At 70.5% G+C, this 18399-nt stretch carries 16 protein-coding genes; 6 read left to right on the top strand and 10 right to left on the bottom strand.

Annotation, left to right across the window (positions count from 1 at the left end; translation table 11 throughout):
• Positions 1-34: 34 nt before the first annotated feature.
• Both ABB33_RS02855 and ABB33_RS02850 read left to right on the top strand, forming a co-directional pair.
• Positions 35-514 carry a hypothetical protein gene (locus ABB33_RS02855; RefSeq protein ID WP_056931070.1) on the top strand — a complete coding sequence of 160 codons (480 nt, stop codon included), beginning with the start codon at positions 35-37 and terminating at the stop codon, positions 512-514.
• Positions 515-528: 14 nt separating this feature from the next.
• The gene (locus ABB33_RS02850; RefSeq protein WP_054661893.1) at positions 529-807 is read left to right on the top strand and encodes a DUF4031 domain-containing protein; all 279 of its coding nucleotides are present in this window, start codon (positions 529-531) and stop codon (positions 805-807) included.
• Positions 808-834: 27 nt separating this feature from the next.
• Here ABB33_RS02850 and ABB33_RS02845 read toward each other — a convergent pair whose 3' ends face one another.
• The gene (locus tag ABB33_RS02845) at positions 835-1377 is read right to left on the bottom strand and encodes a DUF6630 family protein (protein ID WP_054661890.1); all 543 of its coding nucleotides are present in this window, start codon (positions 1375-1377) and stop codon (positions 835-837) included.
• A 118-nt stretch (positions 1378-1495) separates the two neighbouring features.
• Between ABB33_RS02845 and ABB33_RS02840 the strand changes: the two genes are divergently transcribed.
• Positions 1496-1741 carry a DUF3297 family protein gene (locus ABB33_RS02840; protein WP_054661887.1) on the top strand — a complete coding sequence of 82 codons (246 nt, stop codon included), beginning with the start codon at positions 1496-1498 and terminating at the stop codon, positions 1739-1741.
• Positions 1742-1807: 66 nt separating this feature from the next.
• On the opposite strand, the gene ABB33_RS02835 is transcribed toward ABB33_RS02840, so the two are convergent.
• The gene (locus tag ABB33_RS02835; RefSeq protein WP_056931069.1) at positions 1808-3454 is read right to left on the bottom strand and encodes a Na+/H+ antiporter; all 1647 of its coding nucleotides are present in this window, start codon (positions 3452-3454) and stop codon (positions 1808-1810) included.
• Positions 3455-3570: 116 nt separating this feature from the next.
• Positions 3571-4368 (bottom strand): DODA-type extradiol aromatic ring-opening family dioxygenase, encoded by a 798-nt coding sequence (locus tag ABB33_RS02830; RefSeq protein ID WP_056931068.1) that lies wholly within the window; start codon positions 4366-4368, stop codon positions 3571-3573.
• 100 nt (positions 4369-4468) lie between these two features.
• Here ABB33_RS02830 and ABB33_RS02825 point away from each other — a divergent pair, with 100 nt between their 5' ends.
• Positions 4469-5377, top strand: a complete 909-nt coding sequence (locus tag ABB33_RS02825; protein ID WP_056931067.1) for a LysR family transcriptional regulator — start codon at positions 4469-4471, stop codon at positions 5375-5377.
• Here the strand turns inward: ABB33_RS02825 and ABB33_RS02820 are convergent.
• Positions 5369-8302: a bifunctional diguanylate cyclase/phosphodiesterase gene (locus tag ABB33_RS02820; RefSeq protein ID WP_225546674.1), complete on the bottom strand. Its 2934-nt coding sequence runs from the start codon at positions 8300-8302 to the stop codon at positions 5369-5371. The genes ABB33_RS02825 and ABB33_RS02820 overlap by 9 nt on opposite strands.
• 305 nt (positions 8303-8607) lie before the next feature.
• On the opposite strand from ABB33_RS02820, the gene ABB33_RS02815 reads away from it, so the two are divergent.
• Positions 8608-10710: a M13 family metallopeptidase gene (locus tag ABB33_RS02815; RefSeq protein ID WP_056931066.1), complete on the top strand. Its 2103-nt coding sequence runs from the start codon at positions 8608-8610 to the stop codon at positions 10708-10710.
• Positions 10711-10794: 84 nt separating this feature from the next.
• Here the strand turns inward: ABB33_RS02815 and ABB33_RS02810 are convergent, their stop codons facing one another.
• Positions 10795-11718, bottom strand: coding sequence for an oxygenase MpaB family protein (locus ABB33_RS02810; RefSeq protein WP_056931065.1), 924 nt, complete (start codon positions 11716-11718; stop codon positions 10795-10797).
• A gap of 329 nt (positions 11719-12047) precedes the next feature.
• On the opposite strand from ABB33_RS02810, the gene ABB33_RS02805 reads away from it, so the two are divergent.
• The gene (locus ABB33_RS02805) at positions 12048-12650 is read left to right on the top strand and encodes a hypothetical protein (RefSeq protein ID WP_054661868.1); all 603 of its coding nucleotides are present in this window, start codon (positions 12048-12050) and stop codon (positions 12648-12650) included.
• A gap of 36 nt (positions 12651-12686) precedes the next feature.
• On the opposite strand, the gene ABB33_RS02800 is transcribed toward ABB33_RS02805, so the two are convergent.
• The 5 genes from ABB33_RS02800 to ABB33_RS02780 form a co-directional block, all read right to left on the bottom strand.
• The gene (locus ABB33_RS02800) at positions 12687-13031 is read right to left on the bottom strand and encodes a hypothetical protein (RefSeq protein ID WP_054661865.1); all 345 of its coding nucleotides are present in this window, start codon (positions 13029-13031) and stop codon (positions 12687-12689) included.
• A gap of 33 nt (positions 13032-13064) precedes the next feature.
• Entirely contained in the window at positions 13065-13838 is a 774-nt protein-coding gene (locus tag ABB33_RS02795; protein ID WP_056931064.1) for a LytR/AlgR family response regulator transcription factor, read from the bottom strand.
• Positions 13828-15114, bottom strand: a complete 1287-nt coding sequence (locus tag ABB33_RS02790) for a histidine kinase (protein ID WP_056931063.1) — start codon at positions 15112-15114, stop codon at positions 13828-13830. Before ABB33_RS02790 ends, ABB33_RS02795 begins: the two co-directional genes overlap by 11 nt.
• Before the next feature lie 208 nt (positions 15115-15322).
• Entirely contained in the window at positions 15323-16978 is a 1656-nt protein-coding gene (locus tag ABB33_RS02785; protein WP_380610050.1) for a M28 family metallopeptidase, read from the bottom strand.
• A 126-nt stretch (positions 16979-17104) separates the two neighbouring features.
• Positions 17105-18358, bottom strand: coding sequence for an RNA polymerase sigma factor (locus tag ABB33_RS02780; RefSeq protein ID WP_056931062.1), 1254 nt, complete (start codon positions 18356-18358; stop codon positions 17105-17107).
• Between the last annotated feature and the right edge of the window lie 41 nt (positions 18359-18399).

Below are 18399 nucleotides of genomic sequence, written 5' to 3'. Positions count from 1 at the left end.
TACAATGGCGGCCGTTTCCTTTTGTCGAACGATCATGTCCAAGCAGTCCAAAGCCAAGCGCGACAAGCGCAAGAAGCAGCAGCCCCGCCGCCCGTTCCTGCGCTTGGACGCGCAGCAGCAGGTGCAGAACCACGCCGTGCTGGTGAACGAAGAGGGCCAGGTGGTCGCCGCCATCGGCCTGCAGGGGCGGCAGTGGCTGCTGTCCGTCGGCGGCCAGACCATGGGCAACGCCGACAACCCGGTGCCGATGCTGGCCATGCTCAAGCACCTGGCCAACGTGCAGGAGAAGGAAGGCCGCAAGGTCGCGCTGGAGTACTCGGAGCAGCTGCAGCAGCTGATCGACGCCAGCGCCGCGGCCGAAGGCAAGAGTGCCGACGACTACCTGGCCGGCCTGGTCGCCGAGTTCGAGGGCGTCGAAGGCGAGGAAGCCGCGGCCGTGGCCGGCGGCGATGACGCGCAGGACGCCGGCACCGGCGACGCTGCGGCCGACGCCGCCGACAAGCCGCAGGCCTGAGCGATGGCGCGGCGGTGACGGTCTATATCGACGATGCGGTACACCCCTGGCGCGGCGAGCGCTGGGCGCATCTGCTGGCCGACACCCTGCCCGAGCTGCACGCCATGGCGCAGCAGCTCGGGATTCCGCGGCGGGCGTTCCAGAACCGCCGCAGCGGCGCGCACTACGACGTGCCGGCGGCGCTGCGCGACACCGCCATCGCGCTGGGCGCGGTGGCGATCTCGCGGCATGCCGACCGCGCCCTTGTGCGGCGGGTCATCGCCAACGCCCGCGCCCAGTACCAACCGCTGTGACCGCGCCTGCCGCGCCCGCGGCCTGGCTCAGAACGGATCGCTGCCCGGCCGTACTTCCACGCCCAGCAGCGAGCACAGCGCCAGCATCGCCTCGTCGTCGCGGCTGAGCGCGATCCAGCCGGCGTAGCCGTCGCCCCCCGTGTTCCAGTTCCACACCGTATAGCCATGCTCGCGCAGGCGGTCGTGCGCGGTGGTCATCAGTGCCGGCACGTCGAGATCCTGGGCGAAATCCTCGTCGTCCAGGTCGCCACCCCAGTCGATGCGCAGGTTCCAGCGCGCGGCCAGCTCGTCGATCGCGGCCACGAACGAATCGATGTCCTTCCAGTCCACGTAGAAGCCGGAGCGCCAGTCGATCGCGTCCTTCAGGTCCCACAGCCACTGCTCGTCGCCGCTGTCGTGCTCGGCACCGGCACGCGCTTCGCGCCAGGCATCGAACTGCTGCAGCGCGGCCTCCTCGTCGCCGGGATTGACCAGCCACAGCAGGTTCCACACCCGCGCCGGATGGTCGTCCTCGTCGAAGGTCGGCAGCAGTTCGTCGGAATCTTCGTAATCGGCACTGTTGTCGGGCATGGCGGCTCTCCACTGCGTGATGGCGCGCATTCTGCCGCCACGCGCACGGCAGCGGAAGCGGCAGCGGTTATCCTTGTGCCCATGAAGAGGGCCACGGTGGCCGTCAACGAACACAGACATGAGCGATACCCCTCCCGACCGCCTGGCGGTCAACCCCACCAGCCCGTTCCACGACCCGGCCGCGCTCGAACGCGGCGTCGGCGTGCGCTTCAACGGCATCGAGCGCGATGACGTGGAGGAGTACTCGGTCAGCGAAGGCTGGATCCGCGTGCAGGCGGGCAAGGCCCGCGACCGCCGCGGCAACCCGATGACGCTGAAGATCACCGGCTCGGTCGAGCCGTATTTCCTCGAACTGAACAAGTAACGCCGGCGGCGCCCCGCGCGGGCGCCTCCACCGTGTACGCCGCCGGACGCTGCCGGCGGCGCCGGCTCAGTCCCGCTGCCGGCTTTCCAGCAGGTCCAGGTTGCGGATCAGCTTGCGCGCGACCTCGTCGGGTATCTGGCCATGCCGGGTCAGGCGGAACAGTTCCTCGCGCTCGGCGGTGAGTCCGGCCGTGCGCAGGCTGCGGTAGGCCTGCTCCATGCGCCGCACCATCTCCGGGTCCTCGTCCGGGCCCTGCCCTTTCTCCAGGTTGCGTTGGTACAGCAGGCTGACCCGCGCGGCGGCATCGTTGTAGAGCTGCACGTTGGTGGTGGTCTGGCCTTCCACCAGCTGCTGGCGGGTCTTCTCCACCGCGGCCAGCGCGGCCTTGGACGAGAGCTTGCGGGCCAGGTCCTCCACCCGCCGGCTGTCGTCGTCCCTGGGCAGCTCCAGCCCGCGCAGCAGCCGCGGCAGCAGCAGGCTGGCCCCGAGCAGCGACACCAGGATCACCGACGCGGCCAGGAAGATCACCAGGTCGCGTGCCGGGAACGGCTCGCCGCCGGGCACCATCAGCGGCAGGGTCAGCACGCCGGCCAGGGTGATGGCGCCGCGCACGCCGGCCACCGACATCGCCAGCACCACCCGCCACGAGGTCTGGTTCGCACGCTCCTCGCCACGCCAGCGCGCGCGCAGCAGGTTCCAGCGCAGCGACAGCCATACCCATACCAGGCGCAGCACCACCAGCATCGCGTTGATCGCCACCACGTAGATCGCCAGCCACCACCAGTCGCTGTGCCCGGTGACCGCGATGGTGTCCATCGCGCGCTGGACGATGCCCGGCAGCTGTTCGCCGAGCAGCACGAAGATGATGCCGTTGAAGCTGAACTGCACGGTGCTCCACACCGCCGTGCGCTGCACGCGCATGCTGCCGCTGATGCGGCCGGTCAGCTCGACGTAGCTCATGGTGATGCCGGCGGCCACCGCGGCAAGGATGCCGGAGGCGTTGAACTCTTCGGCCAGCAGGTAGGCGGCGAAGGGGATCAGCAAGTTGACCAGCAGCGCCGCGCCCGGCTCCTCGCCGAAGCTGCGCCACAGCCAGCGCTGGAAGGTGGACACGCCCAGGGTCACCGCCACGCCGATGCCCAGGCCGGCAAGGGCCACCCACAGGAAGGTCAGCGAGGCCTGCGCCAGCGAGAAACTGCCGGTCATCACCGCGGCCACCGCGAAGCGGAAGCAGACCAGGCCGGACGCGTCGTTGAGCAGCGACTCGCCTTCCAGGATGTGCATCAACCGCTTGGGAATCGGCACCCGCGAGGCGATGGCGCCCACCGCGACCGGATCGGTGGGCGAGACGATCGCCGCCAGCGCGAATGCCACCGCCAGCGGCATGGCCGGGATCAGCCAGTGGATCAGCAGCCCGGCGCCGACCACGGTGAACACCACCAGGCCGAATGCCAGCTCCAGGATCGCACCCTTGTCGCGGAACAGGCCCTGCTTGGGAATGCGCCAGCCGTCGAGGAACAGCAGCGGCGGCAGGAACAGCAGGAAGAACATGTCCGGCTCGAGCGCATGGCCGCGCTTGAACACGCCGGCGATCAGGGCGCCCAGGCCGATCTGCACCAATGGCAGCGGCAGCGAGAACGGCAGAATCCTCACCAGGTAGCCGCTGGCGACCACCGCCACCAGCATCGCCAGAACGACTTCGATCGTGTGCATGCCTCTCCACGAAGTCGCCACCATGGCAGCGACAGGTTGAACAACGCGGAAAAACTATCACAGGCACGCGCCGCCGCCGATGGGGGCGGCGGCCATCCGTGGAGGAAGGTCCGGACCTATGCCGCGCCGTCGAAGCGGTAGATGTCCATCGCCAGGAAGCCCATGTCGATGCCGGCATCGATGCGGCGTGCGCCGAGCCGGTCGGTGCCGGCCGCGCCCATGGCGAAATGCAGCGGCAGCAGGTGCTCGTCGGTGGGGTGCGCCTGTTCGGCGAACGGCGCCTGCCGGCGGTAGTCCAGCAGCGCCGGCACGTCGTCGGCGTGCAGTTTCTGCTCCACCCACTGGATGAACGGAAGGACGTACGGCGCCTGTCCGCCCTGCGCGTAGTGGTGCCAGTCGTGCAGGTTGTGGGTGATGCTTCCCGAGCCGACCAGCAGCACGCCGTCGCCGCGCAGCGGCGCCAGCGCACGGCCCATCGCCCACTGGTGCGCGGGCCCCAGCGCCGGCTGGATCGACAGCTGCAGCACCGGGATGTCGGCCTGCGGGTAAAGGAAGCGCAGAGGCACCCAGGCGCCGTGGTCGAGCCCGCGCTGCGGGTCGATCACCGGCGACAGCCCGGCCGCGGCCAGCCGCGCCGCCACGTCCTGCGCCAGTTCCGGCGCACCCGGCGCCGGGTACTGCAGCTGGTACAGCGCCTCGGGAAAGCCGCCGAAATCGTGGATGGTCCGCGGCCGCTCCGCCGCCGATACCGTGGGCGTGCGGCCCAGCCAGTGCGCCGAGGCCATCACGATGGCCCGCGGGCGCGGCAGCGCGGCAGCCAGTTCGGCCAGGCGCGGCCCCACCGCGCCGGGCTGCAGCGCGGTCATCGGCGATCCATGGGAGATGTACAGGGACGGCAGCGATGTCGATGGCATGGGGGACTCCAGGGGAGGATGCGATGCCACACAGGTTATTGCCGTGGCACCGGGCAACAAATAACCTCGGCATCAACGTTTTATTGCCAAAGCGGAAACAATGGACACCATCGATGCCATGCGGGTGTTCGTCGCGGTGGTCGAGCGCAATGGTTTCAGCGCCGCCGCCCAGGCCCTGGACCTGTCCACCGCCGCCGTCACCCGGCAGGTCGCCGCACTGGAAAGGCGCCTGTCCGCGCGCCTGCTCAACCGCACCACGCGGCGGGTCAGCCCGACCAGCATCGGCGCCGCCTACTACCAGCGCTGCGTGCAGCTGCTGGCCGAGTTCGACGCGCTCGAGGCCTCGGTCGGTGCGCAGGCGCTGCAGCCTTCGGGCCGGCTGCGGATCAATGCGCCGGTCAGCTATGGCATCGCCCGCCTGGCGCCGCTGCTGCCCGGCTATGCCGAGCGCCACCCGCAGGTGGAACTGGACCTGTCGCTGTCCGACCGGCAGGTGGACATGGTCGAGGAAGGCTTCGACCTGGCGATCCGCATCACCCGCCAGCCGGCGCCCTCGCTGATCGCACGGCGCCTGGCCGAAGCAGCGATCGTGCTGTGCGCCGCACCGGCCTACCTGGCGCGGCATGGCACCCCGGAGCGCCCGGACGACCTGTCGCGACACGCGTGCCTGGCCTACAGCTACTGGGCAGGGGGCGACAGCTGGCACCTGCAGGGGCCGCAGGGCGAAGCGAGCGTGCCGGTGGTCGCGCGCATGCGCGCCAACAACGGCGAGGTACTGCGCGAGGCGGCCATCGCCGGCATGGGCATCATCGCGCAGCCGGATTTCATCGTCGGCCAGGCCCTGGCCGATGGCCGCCTGGTCACGGTGCTGCCGGACTGGCAACTGCCGCCGGTCGGCATCCATGCGCTCTACGCCAGCCGCAGCCACCTGGCGCCGAAGGTACGCAGCTTCATCGACTACCTGGTGGAACGGCTCGGCACGGACGCGGCCGGCCCGGGCTCACGCTGAGTCGGGCACCAGGGCCAGCAGCGCCAGCAGATCGCGCAACGGCATCGGCCGGCCCAGCAGATAACCCTGCACCTGGTCGCAGCCGTGCGCCACCAGCCAGTCGAGCTGGCCTTCGGTCTCCACGCCCTCGGCGATCACCACCAACCCCATGCTGTGCCCCAGCGACAACAGCGCGCGGCAGATGGCGGCATTGCGCGGGTTGCGTTCCACGTCGGCGACGAACGCGCGGTCGATCTTCAGCGAATCCAGCGCCAGGTGCTGCAGGTAGGACATGCTGGAAAAGCCGGTACCGAAGTCGTCCAGGGCCACCGCGATGCCATGGGCACTCAGGCTCTCCAGCACCTGCATCGCCTGCGCCGGATTGCGCATCAGGCTGCTCTCGGTCAGCTCCATCTGCAGCGCGCCCCGCGGCAGCCCGTGCTCGGCGGCGGCGTGGGTGAACTCGCCGACCAGGTCGCTGTTGAACAGCTGCACCGCCGAGACGTTGACCGCGATCGGCAGCCCGGCCCAGCCGTTGTCGGCCAGCACGCGTCCGGCGCGCGCGGCCGCACGGATCACCCAGCGCCCCAGCGCGATGATCTGGCCGGTGTCCTCGCACAGCTGGATGAAGTCCGACGGGGGGATGAAGCTGCCGTCGGGCTGCGGCCAGCGCAGCAGCGCTTCCAGCAGCGCCGGCGAACCATCGACGGCATGCCGGATCGGCTGGAAATACAGTTCGAACTCGTCGCGTTCGATGGCCAGGTGGATGCGCCCGGCCAGTTGCAGGCGGTCGGCGTGGCGCTGTGCCAGCGCGTGATCGAAGCGCAGCACGACCACCCCGTTCTCGCGGGCGGCATGGGCCGCCTGCGCCGCGCGTCCCAATACCAGGTCGGCACTCGCGCCATCGCCAGGGTTGCCGGCCACGCCGATGCGCGGTTCCAGCTGGTGGAAGGAGTCGCGGCCGCGCACCGGTTCGGACACCGCCTCGCGCAGCGCCTCCAGTGCCTGTTGCGGATCGTGTCCGTCGGCCACCGCCAGCACGAAATCCTCGGCCGGCTGGTACGCAAGCAGGCCGTAGCGCGCGCCCAGCGTATCGAGCCGGGCAACCATCGCCTGCAGGACCTCGTCGCCGGCTTCGCGGCCCAGCGTGTCGGTGACCATCTGCAGCCCGCGCAGTTGCGCATGCAGGATGGTGTAGCCGGCACCGCCGGCGTCCAGCCGCTCGGCCAGCGCTTCGATCGTCAGCAGGCCGGTGCCGGGGTGGTGGCTGGCACGCCAGGCCAGGTCGCGCTCGTAGGCCAGCCGCTGGCTGACGTCCTCGGCCAGCACCAGGCAGGCCGGGCGACCATCGAACTCCAGCCGCGCCAGGTGCGCCAGCACCTCGAACCGACTGCCGTCGCGACGCCGGTGCACGCGCACCTGCGGTGCCGGCGAACTGCCGTCCCGGGACTCCTCCAGCGTGCGCTGGATTTCCTCCCTGGCCTCCTCCGGGCGTATGTCGAGGATGCTCATGGCGAGGAATTCCTCGCGGCTGTAACCGTACTGATCGATCGCGGCCTGGTTCACTTCCAGGAACTGCAGCGTGTCCAGGTCGAAGATCCAGAACGGCGCGGGATTACGGTCGAACACCAGGCGGAACTGGTGCTCGGCACGCTGCACGCGGGCTTCGCTGCGCACCCGCTCGGTGATGTCGGTGACCGCACCGGTCATGCGCGGATGCGGCCCCAGCTCCTGTACGCGCTCGCCCCGCGCCGACAGCCAGCGCACCGAGCCGTCGTGCAGCACCAGGCGGAACAGCGCGTTCACCGCACGCCCGGCCTCCGTCGCCTGCCGGACCTGCTCGCGCAGCCACGGGCGGTCTTCCTCGTGCACGTGGTCGTAGAACTCTTCCAGCCGCGCATGCCGTACCGGCAACGCGAACATCCGCCGGGTCAGCGCCGACCAGTGCAGGATGCCGTCCTTGCGGTCGATCGACCATGTCCCCACCTTGCCGACCTGGTGCGCCAGCGCCAGTTCCGCCGCGCCGGCGCGCAGCTCGTCGGCCAGCCGCGCCTGGCGCTGCGCACCACGGCGCATGCTGCCGTACAGATACGCGAACCCGCACAGGTACAGCAGGTAGATGCCGCAGGCGACATAGAAATACGTACGCCACGGTGCCATGACCTCGTCATAGGACAGGCCGGCGAACAGGATCAGCGGGTAATCGCGCGGCGCGCTCACCGCGACGACGCGGCGCACGCCGTCCATCTGGCTGGTCGTCACCCCCAGCGCCTGCACCTGGTCGGCCCCGGGCAGCGGGCGTATCGGGCGCGGCAACGGCCGCTCCACCGCCGATGGATCCAGGCTGTGCGCCAGCAGCGCGCCCTGGCGGCTGCTGATCGAGACCACGCCGCTGCGGCCGGTATCCAGGCCACTGACCACCCGCTGGAACACCGCCAGGCGCACCCGTGCCAGCAGCCACTGGCCCGGCTGTACCGGCACCGCGGTCAACAGCACCATGCCGCCACCGGGAAGCGCCTCCAGCCCACCCACGTACAGCTCGCCGGCCAGTACGCGGTTCTCCGGCACCACCCACTGCGCGAGCGTCGGATCGCCGCGGCCTTCGAACAGCGGCATGCCGGCGTCGTCGACCACGGTGATCGCGGCCAGGTCGGTATTGCGTTCGAGCGTGCCGCGCACGCTGGCGGCCAGCAGCGCCGGCGCGCGCTCAGGTACCTGCCGGTAGTACTCGCGGCCGTCGCGGGCGGCGCCACGCAGCGCACGTTCCATGGTGGTCAGTTCCGCCCGCAGCAGGCGGTCGCTGCCGGTCGCCAGCGCCATGCTCTGGCGCTGCGCGGCCTGCAGGCGGCTGCCGCGGTCGTTCCACAACATGATCGCCAGGGTCGCCGCCAGCAGCAGCGCGATCACGGCGCCGAACACGGCGACCTGGCGCAGGGGCTGGCTCATGCCCCGGGGCACCGGCATCTTCCCTGCGTCAGCATTCGCTCTGCGTGCATGGTCTCGTTCGTTGTCCGCCGTGCCATCGGAAACCGCCGGCCGCCCGCGGCCAGCCGCTTCAATGGCGCTGCGCCGCACGCACGCAATGCGACGACCGTCCTCCCACGGAAGCCGCTATCGATGTCCGTTCGACAGCATGCAGTACAAACGCCCCCGACGGGAAGACTTGGCACGCGACAAGTACCCGAATCGGCAAGGCGACATCGCAGGCGTGGCACTAGACTGCGCACTCCATCCCAGAATCCGGAGCCAGCATGGCCCTGCAACGTTCGATCCTCGCACTCGCTCTCGGGTCCGCGCTGTCGCTGAGCGGCTGCGGCGGCGACAAGGCGCCCGCCGAACAGACCACGGCAGCCACCGCCGCGCCGGCTGCCGTGGCCAGGGCGCAGCTGGGCAGCTTCGGCTTCGACGTCTCCGGCATGGACCGCAGCGTGGCCGCCGGCGACAACTTCTTCGACTTCGCCAACGGCCAGTGGGTGCAGCGCACCGGGATCCCGGCCGACCGTTCCAGCTTCGGCAGCTTCAACATCATCTACGAGAAGACCCTGGGCGATACCCGCGCGATCCTGGAGGAAGCCACCCGCGCCAGCGACGGCGATGCGCGCAGGATCGGCGACTACTACGCCGCGTTCATGGACGAAGCAGGCATCGAGGCGCGCGGCGTGGCACCGGTGCAGCCACAGCTGCAGGCCATCGCAGCCATCGCCGACCGGCAGGCGCTGGCACGGACCCTGGGCGCCAGCCTGCGTGCCGACGTCGACCTGCTCAATGCCACCAACTTCTACACCCCGCACCTGTTCGGCGTCTGGGTGTCGGTGGACCTGCTGCAGCCGGACCGCAACGTGCCCTACCTGGTGCAGGGCGGACTGGGCATGCCCGACCGCGACTTCTACCTGGAGGGCGGGCGCATGGCCGAACTGCGCACGGCCTACGAGGGCTATGTCGCCCGGCTGCTGGAATTGTCCGGCGACAGCGCCGCCGCGGCCAAGGCCGCGCGCATCGTCGCGCTGGAAACCAGGATCGCGCGCGCGCATGCCACCCAGGAGGAGACCAACGACGTGGAGAAGGGCGCCAATGCCTGGAAACAGTCCGATCTGGCGGCGAAGGCACCGGGCATGGACTGGGCGGCGTTCCTGGATGCGGCCGGGCTGTCGGCGCAGCAGGACTTCATCGTCTGGCAGCCCCGGGCGGTGGCCGGGTTGTCGAAACTGGTCGCCAGCGAGCCGCTGGACACATGGAAGGAATACCTGGCCTTCCACGCCCTGGACGAGGCCGCACCGTACCTGCCCAAGGCGTTCGCCGATGCGCACTTCGCCTTCCACGGCACCGCGATGAGCGGCACCCCGCAGCAGAGCGAGCGCTGGAAGCGCGCGGTCAGCGAGACCAACAACGCCATCGGCGAGGCGGTCGGCAAGCTTTACGTCGAGCGCCATTTCGACGCTGCCACCAAGGCACGCGCGGACGAGATGGCCCGGAACATCATCGCCGCTTTCGCCAAGCGCATCGATGCGCTTGAATGGATGTCGCCGCAGACCAAGGCGCACGCACAGGCCAAGGTGGCCGGGCTCAAGGTCGGCATGGGCTACCCGGACAAATGGCGCGACTACGGCGCACTCGAGGTGAAGCGCGACGACGCGCTGGGCAACGCGCAGCGCGCGGCGCTGTTCGAGTACCGGCGCAACATCGCCAAGCTCGGCCAGCCGGTCGACCGCGGCGAATGGGCGATGCTGCCGCAGACCATCAATGCCATGAACGTGCCGCTGGAAAACCGCCTGGTGTTCCCGGCCGCGATCCTGCAGCCGCCGTTCTTCGACCCGGCGGCCGACGATGCGGTGAACTACGGCGCCATCGGCGCGGTGATCGGCCACGAGATCAGCCATGGCTTCGACAACGCCGGCGCGTTGTTCGACGAGACCGGCAGGCTGCACAACTGGTGGACGGCCGAAGACCTGAAGCAGTTCAACGCCGCCGGCGACGCGCTGGCCGCGCAGTTCAGCAGCTACGCGCCGTTCCCGGGCGTGCACGTCAATGGCCGCCTGACCCTGGGCGAGAACATCGCCGACGTGGCCGGGCTGGCGACCGCCCATGATGCCTACCGCATGGCGCAGCAGGGCAAGCCGGCGCAGGACCTGGAAGGCTTCACCCCGGACCAGCGCTTCTTCCTCGGCTTCGCCCAGGCCTGGCGCAGCAAGATGCGCGAGCAGGCACTGCGCAATTCGCTGCTGACCAACGTGCATGCGCCGGGCCAGTTCCGCACGCTGACCGTGCGCAATCTCGATGCGTGGTATCCGGCATTCGGGGTCAAGGAAGGCCAGGCCCTGTACCTGGCGCCGGACAAGCGGGTCAAGGTCTGGTAACGCGGCGCTGGTTGGCAGGCGCAGCACGGGGTCGGAGCCGGGTCGTGCGGGTGGCGATCCGACCCTGACCCCGGGCTTGGCCGGTCACGCTGGCCAGTGCAGCAGTGACTGCGGGTCGCGTCCCATGCGCTGGCAGGCGCGTGCGGCGATGCCGTCGCCCAGCGCGGCGCGGAACAAGGGCGCCGACCCGCGCAGCAGGCGTGCGGCGAGCGCCGCACGCAGGCGCTGGCCGCGGCGGTCACGGCCGAGCAGCGGCGGTGCCCAGTCCGGCAACAATGCCGCGCCCGCGGCCAGGAACAGGTCGCGCGATGCCCCGGGCAACGGTACCGGCAGGCGCACGCCCTCGAGCACCGCCAGCACCTCGCGCGAACGCGCGTCCATGTGCAGTTGCGGCTGCCGTGCGGCGAAGTACGCGCGCACCTGTGCCTGGCTCGCCGGTACCGCACGCGCGCCCAGCGCCTCGGCCACGCGCCGGTACTCGTCGTAGTAGCGGTCGGCGATGGCCTCGGGCACGTCGCGGCAGTAGCGGCGGCAGCCCTCGAGGAAGCCGTAGGCTTCGGTGACATGCACCCAGGTGAGCAGTTCCGGATCGTCGGCGGCATAGGCGCGGCCATCGGGCAGGGTGCCGGCCACGCGCGCGTGGATCCGCCGCACCCGCCCGACCAGTGCTTCCACCTCCGCCGCCGGCGCGTAGCTGGTGCCGGCCACGAACGCGGTGGTGCGGCGCAGGCGCCCGACCAGGTCCTGGCGGAAGTTGGAATGGTCGTAGACGCCGGTCAGCGCGCGCGGGTGCAGCAACTGCAGCATCAGCGCGCACAGGCCGCCGGCGAGCATGCCCGGGAATTCGGAGTGGATGCGCCAGGTCACGCTGTCGGGGCCGAACCAGCCCGGGTCGCCCGGCGGCGCGTCGTAATCGATGCCGCTGCGGTCGCGCGGGAAGGCATCGAGCACCCAGCGCCGGATCTGCGCGGTGACGGCCGATGACACGGGGGCGGACAGGAACGACATGCGGATATCGTAGTGGAACGGCCGCGCACGCCGGCCGCGGCCGCGGCGGCGCGCAGCCGGGCGCGGCGCCCCCGGGTTGGCCGCCGGCCACCGTCCAGGCCATGTGCGCCCGCAGCATGCCGATGCGCTTTCGATTTCTGATTCCGCCACTTGCACGATGACGCGCCGCAAAAAGCCGGGGCCATGCAGGCGCCCGGCAACGCCGCCGCGCAGGCGTCGTCGCATCGCGCCCATTGCCAAGCCGCATGAAAGTGCTAGAACTGGAACCGCCAGATCGTTCCACGCCGTATCCGTCGCTCGTTCCAGCCAGTATCTGCAAGGAGCTCCACATGATCGCGTTGTTCAAGGGTTTGGGTTTGTTGCTGCAGGACAATGAGCTGTACCGCAGTCCGTTCGAGAAGCAGGTCGCGCACTGGAAGAACCTCAGCGACGAACAGATACGCGACGAGGTGGCGGTACTTGCCAAGGCCAAGTGCCAGTGGCTGATGGCGTCCATCGTGCTCTGGCAGGCGGCGTCGCTGCTGATCCTCGGGCTGATCACCAACTACCTGTGGCGCGACGATTTCCATATCACCTTCACCCGCGTGGTGATCGTGTTCGGCTCGTGGGTGTCGATCCTGTTCGTGATCTGGTTCATGGCCAACATGTTCGACCATACCGCCGGCTTCGAGCGCTGGATGAAGGCTTTCAACAGCCGCGCGCGGATCAGCTCCGACGCCGACAGCGTGGAAACCGTGGCCGAAGCGCTGGAGATGGCCCGGCACTACCCCGAAGTGCTCGACTACAAGCAGGCGGTGGCGTCCCGGCGCGAACTGCGCCACGAGGACATCCGCATCATGCGCGAGCTGGGCCGCATGCGGCAGCATTCGGAACTGGTCGGCAAGCTCAACCACATCGGCGACGACGGGCTGCGCCTGCAACCGGCGTTCTGATCCCGCTGCCGCCGCATCGCTCCCGCAACGCCGCGCTCAGTCGCGGCGTTGCGCATTGCGCGCGCGCACCTGCTGGCCGAAGCCGGCCGGCAACCCCTGCACGTCGCGCACGCCGCCGACCACCAGGCTGAAATCGCCAAGCGCCTGGCGCTGGCATAGTTCGCCGCCGGGCTGTTCACGGCAGTGCTCGCGGTAGAGCCGGTAGAAGCAGTTGCCGCTTTCGCTCTGCAGGCACTGGAAGCGGGCGTGGTCGCCGGACACCGTGGTGCGGCTGAGCACGGCCTGTTCGCCGCTGACACGCACGATCGACGTGTGCCCCTGCGGTTCGCGGTAGCCCAGCATCGCCATCAGGCTGCCGAGCAGGAAAGTCAGGTACTGCATGGCACTTCTCCTTGTACGCCCGCAGGCAGGGACTCACATGCCGCGGAACAGGCTCATGAACGGTTGGCTGACCACCAGCGTCTCGCTGCGGTTCTTCAGCCGCAGTACGCCGCGCCCGCTGTCGTCGCGGCTCACCGCGGCCACCGCCTTCATGTTGACGATGCTGGAACGGTGCACCTGGCGGAAACACTGCGGGTCCAGCACCTGCGCCAGTTCGCGCAGCGAACTGCGCAAAAGCAGTTCCTCGTCGGCGGTGACCACCGCGGTGTACTTGCTGTCGGCGCGGAAATACAGCACGTCCTCCAGCATCACCAGCCGGGTCTCGCGGCCGTTGCTGGCGGTGATCCAGGCCGGCGGCGGCACGGCGCCGGCAACGGCCGGACGCCGCGCCAGCTGGTCCAGCAGCTGGTCAAGCAGCTGCCGGTCCGGTGCCCCGGCCTGCACCCGCGCGAGCACCCGCTGGCGGGTGGCCAGCAGGCGCTCGTCGGCCACCGGCTTGAGCAGGTAATCGACCGCGCCGCGCTCGAACGCATCGATCGCGTACTGGTCGTAGGCGGTGATGAACACCGCCTGGGTGCGCGGACTGAGCGTCTCCAGCGCGCGGGCGACATCGATACCGGTGACGCCGGGCATGCGGATGTCGAGGAAGGCCAGGTCCGGCCGCAGCGTTTCCAGCATTTCCAGCGCGGCGGCGCCATCCTCGCACTCGGCGACGATCCGCAGTTCCGGCCACAGCCGCCGCAGTTGCGCGACCAGCGCCTGGCGCAGCAGCGGTTCGTCCTCGGCGACCAGGGCATCAAGTTGCATGGGGCAGCTCCGGCACGTGGGTGGCGGCGACCGGCGCGGCCCGCGCCGCGGGCGGCCTGCGCGGCAGGGTGATGGTGGCCGCCGCGCCGCTGGGGAAGTTGGATACCAGGGCGAAGCCGGCCTGCGGCCCGCAGCTCAGGCGCAGGCGTTCGCGCAGGTTCTTCAGGCCGATGCCGGTACCGCCGCTGCTGCCGCCCACGCCCTGGCCGTCGTCGGCGACGGTGAGGTGGACCTGGCCATCGCTCTCGCGCGCGAGCACCCAGATCGTGCCGCCGCCGGGCTTGGGCTCCAGCCCGTGCTTGATCGCGTTTTCCACCAGGGTCTGCAGCGCCATCGACGGCAGCGCGACGTCCTGCAGGGAATCGGGCACGTCGATCCGCACCACCAGCCGCGCGCCCATGCGGATGCGCAGGATCTCCAGGTAGGCCTGCACCCGTTCCAGCTCCTGCCCCAGGGTCGACAACGACTGGTCGATGCCGGGCAGCGAGCTGCGCAGGTACTGGATGAGATGACCGAGCATGCGCTCGGCACGTTCGGGATCGGTGCGGGTCAGCACCTGCGCGTTGGCCAGGGTGTTGTACAGGAAGTGGGGCTCGACCTGCGCGTGCAGCAGGTTCAGGCGCGCCACGCTCAGCTCCTTCTCGGCCTCGGCGCGCGCGGCCGATTCGCGCTCGTCGCGGCGCTGCTCGGCCACGCGCTGGCTCATCGCGCGGCTGACCGCTTCGGCGTTCTCGCGGTTGCTGCCCTCGTCGGCCAGCAGCAGGTCCACCCAGGCACCGGCATCGGGCTCGAACAACAGCGTCACACTGCTCGTGCCCTGCCCCGGGGTGACCGTGGCCGAGACCCGGTCGTGCCGCACCGCCAGCCATGCCAGCGGGTTCCAGCGCGACGGCGGCGGCGCCTTGCCCGGGTCCGAGCGCGCGATCCGGGCCCGTACCTGCAGGCTGGCGGGCGAGCTTTCCACGTCCACCACCCGCGGCAGCCCGGCGACCACCGATTCGACCAGGGCGAAGGCCTGCGCGGCGTCGAACGGCAGTTCGATCCGGCGCTGCAGGCGGCTGGACAGGCTGTCGTGGTCCAGCCGCCCGGCCACCAGCTTGACCCGGCGCAGGTGGCTGGCGATGTTGACCGCGGCCATCGCCAGCGCGCCGATCACCAGCAGCGCGAACACCGTGCCCGGGCCACCGAACAGATGCCCCCAGACGATGGCCAGCGCCACCAGCGCCAGCACCCAGGCCAGCAGGATGCGGAGGCAGAACCACAGGCTGGCGATCATCGCGGCGTTCCCGGCTGGACAGTGCTGGCGAGCATAGGCGCTGGGCCGCGGCAGACAAGCGGCATGCGACGAAACCCGCGATCCGGGCGACGAAGGCCGCCGGCCGCGGCCGGAAACGGGCGCCGCAAACGACGGACGCCGCCCATCATGGGCGGCGTCCGCGGAGCCTCCGCGCCGTTCCCGGCACGAAGGGCGCTGCCGGCGATGCTCAGCGACGCTGGTCGGCGCTGGCGTCGCGGGTGGCGCGGAACGGCTCGCCCGCGCTCCAGTTCGGCCAGGCCCGGGAGTTGGCCAGCTGTTCGCCGAGCGTGTACACCACTTCCAGGTCGCGCGCTGCGCCGGCGAAGGTCCAGTCGGGCTGCCATTCGTCGCCCTGCTGGTGGTAGCGCCTGGCGGTGTAGTCGTCGGCGGCCTTCTTGCCGGCCGCCACGCCGCCGTCGATCCAGTCCTGCCCGGCCGAATACGACAGCGCCGGCACGCCGCGCTTGGCGAACGGGAAGTGGTCGGAGCGGAAGAACAGGCCGGCCTCGGGCTTCGGGTCCGGGGTGTAGCGGATGTCCCAGCCCCTGGCCACGTCCTTGAGCTGGTCCAGCAGCTCGAAACGCGCCGAGCCGTAGATGCCGAAATCACGCGACGGCCCGAACGGCGCCATGCCGTCCATGTTGATCAGCGCGACGGTCTTGCCCAGCGGATACAGCGGGTGGCTGGCGTAGTACTCGGAGCCCAGCAGGCCCTTTTCCTCGGCGGTGACCGCCAGGAACACCACCGAACGCTGCGGGCGCGGCGCCTTGGCGAAGCCGCGGGCCAGCTCCAGCAGCGCCGCGGTGCCGCTGGCGTTGTCCAGCGCGCCGTTGAAGATGCGGTCGCCGCGCGCGTCCGGCTCGCCGACGCCGATATGGTCCCAGTGCGCCGAATAGAGCACGGTCTCGTCCGGGTGGCTGCTGCCTTCCAGGCGCGCGACCACGTTGTGCGAGGTGATGACCTCGGTCTTGACCGCGTAGTCGGCCGAGAACGTCTCGCCCTTCAGTTCCACCGGGCGGAAGTCGCGCGACTGCGCCTGCTTCTTCAGCGCCTCGAAGTCCAGGCCGGCGCGCTTGAACAGGTCCACCGCCAGGTCGCGCTGGATCCAGCCTTCCAGCGGCGGGTGCGCCGCGGCCGGGTTGTCGCGCACCACGTCGAACATGGTGTTGGTATTGGAACCGGCCACCGTCGCCCAGCCATAGGAGGCCGGCGCGGTCTCGTGCACGATCAGCACGCCCGCCGCACCCTGGCGCGCGCCTTCCTCGTACTTGTAGGTCCAGCGGCCGTAATAGGTCATGCCCTTGCCATCGAAATCGCCGACTCCGCTCTCGAAGTCCGGGTCGTTGATCAGCACCACCGCGATCTTGCCCTTCAGGTCCACGCCCTTGAAGTCGTCCCAGTTGCGCTCCGGGGCCTTCACGCCATAGCCGACGAACACCAGCGGCGCGTCCTTGATCGCCACCGCGCTGTCGCCGTTCATCGCCGCGCGCACGGCGATCTCCTGGCCCTGGGTCAGCGCCTGCGGCGTGCCCTTGCTGGACACTGCCAGCTGCGGGTTGCCGACGATGTCGCCCTTGAGCAGCGGCACCGCCTGGGTCCACACGCGCTTGCCGTCCTTCAGGTCGCCACCGGGCTGCAGGCCGGCGTCGGCGAACTGGCGGCTCAGGTAGGCGATGGTCTTTTCCTCGCCGGCGGTGGCCGGCGAACGGCCCTCATAGGCGTCGGAGGCCAGCTCCTTCACATCGGCGGAAATCCGCGCGCCGTCGAACTTGGGCGGGGCGGCCATCAATGCGGTGGATACCGACATCGCCAGCAGGCTGATCACGATTCGCTTCACATCCATCTCCAGTGGGTCGAACAACCGGTGGAGTGTAGCCAGCGCCACGGCCACCCGGGCAGTGCCGTAACGCATGGGCAACGGCCGGTTCCGGCACGGCCGGCCACCGGCGGGCGCGGCACCGCACGGCGGCTACAGGTCTGCCGCGCGGGCGCGCAGCGCCTGGCGTTCGCGGGCGTTGCCGCTCAGCTCGGCGGCACGCTCGAATGCGCTGCGCGCCTCGTCGCGCCGGCCCAGGTGCTCGAGCAGGTCGCCACGTACCGCCTGCAGCGGCGCATAGTCATCCAGCCGGCCGTCCTGCTGCAGGGCCTCGAGCAGCGGCCAGGCGGCCTGCGGCCCCTGCGCGCGGGCCACCGCCACGGCGCGGTTGAGTTCGACCACCGGCGACGGCATGACCCGCGCCAGCCGCGCATACAGCTGCGCGATGCCGGCCCAGTCGGTCCGGTCGGCGCGGCGTGCCCGCGCATGGCAGGCGGCGATGGCCGCCTGCAGCACATAGGCATCGTCCCCGCCGCCCAGCGCCAGCGCCTTCTCCAGCAACGCCTGGCCACGGCCGATCTGCAGCCAGTCCCAGCGGCTGCGGTCCTGCTCCATCAACAGCACCGCCGCGCCCTGCGCATCGGTGCGCGCACCCATCCGTGACGCCTGCAGTTCCATCAGCGCCAGCAACCCCAGCACCGGCGCCGAAGCCGGCAGCAACGCCGCCAGCACCCGACCCAGGCGCAGCGCCTCCTCGTACAGCGCCGGGCGCATCCAGTCCTCGCCGTGGCTGGCGGCGTAGCCTTCGTTGAAGACCAGGTAGACCACTTCCAGCACCGACCGCAGCCGCTGCGGCAGCGCCCGTCGCCGCGGCACCTCGAACGGGATGCCGCGCTCGGCCAGGGTGCGCTTGGCGCGGACGATGCGCTGGGCGATGGTCGGTTCCGGCAGCAGGAACGCACGCGCGATCTCGGCCGTGCTCAGGCCGCACAGCAGGCGCAGGGTCAGCGCCACCCGCGCGTCGGCCGGCAGTACCGGGTGGCAGGCGACGAACAACAGCCGCAGCAGGTCGTCGCCGATGGCGTCTTCCACTTCGCGCTCGTGGTCGCGCACGACGCTCCCCTGGTGGTCCGGCTCGCGCGCCATCGCCGCCTGCTTCCCGGCGTGCAGGCGGCGCTGGCGCAGCAGGTCGATCGCCCGGCGCTGGGCGGTGGTCATCAGCCACGCGCCGGGGTTGTCGGGCACGCCCTGCCGCGGCCAGTGCTCGAGCGCGGCGACCAGCGCGTCCTGGGCCAGTTCCTCGGCACTGTCCAGGTCGCCCAGCATCCGCGCCAGGCGCGCGATCAGGCGCGGCGACTCCATGCGCCACACCGTATCGAGCCTGCGCTGGATTTCGCGGGTGTCCATCCGCCCGCGATCACAGCATTGCATCGGCGGGGGCGCAAGCG

Origin of the sequence: Stenotrophomonas acidaminiphila, assembly GCF_001431595.1 — a bacterium.
Taxonomy (GTDB): domain Bacteria; phylum Pseudomonadota; class Gammaproteobacteria; order Xanthomonadales; family Xanthomonadaceae; genus Stenotrophomonas; species Stenotrophomonas acidaminiphila.
This window is presented reverse-complemented; position numbering and strand designations above follow the sequence as displayed.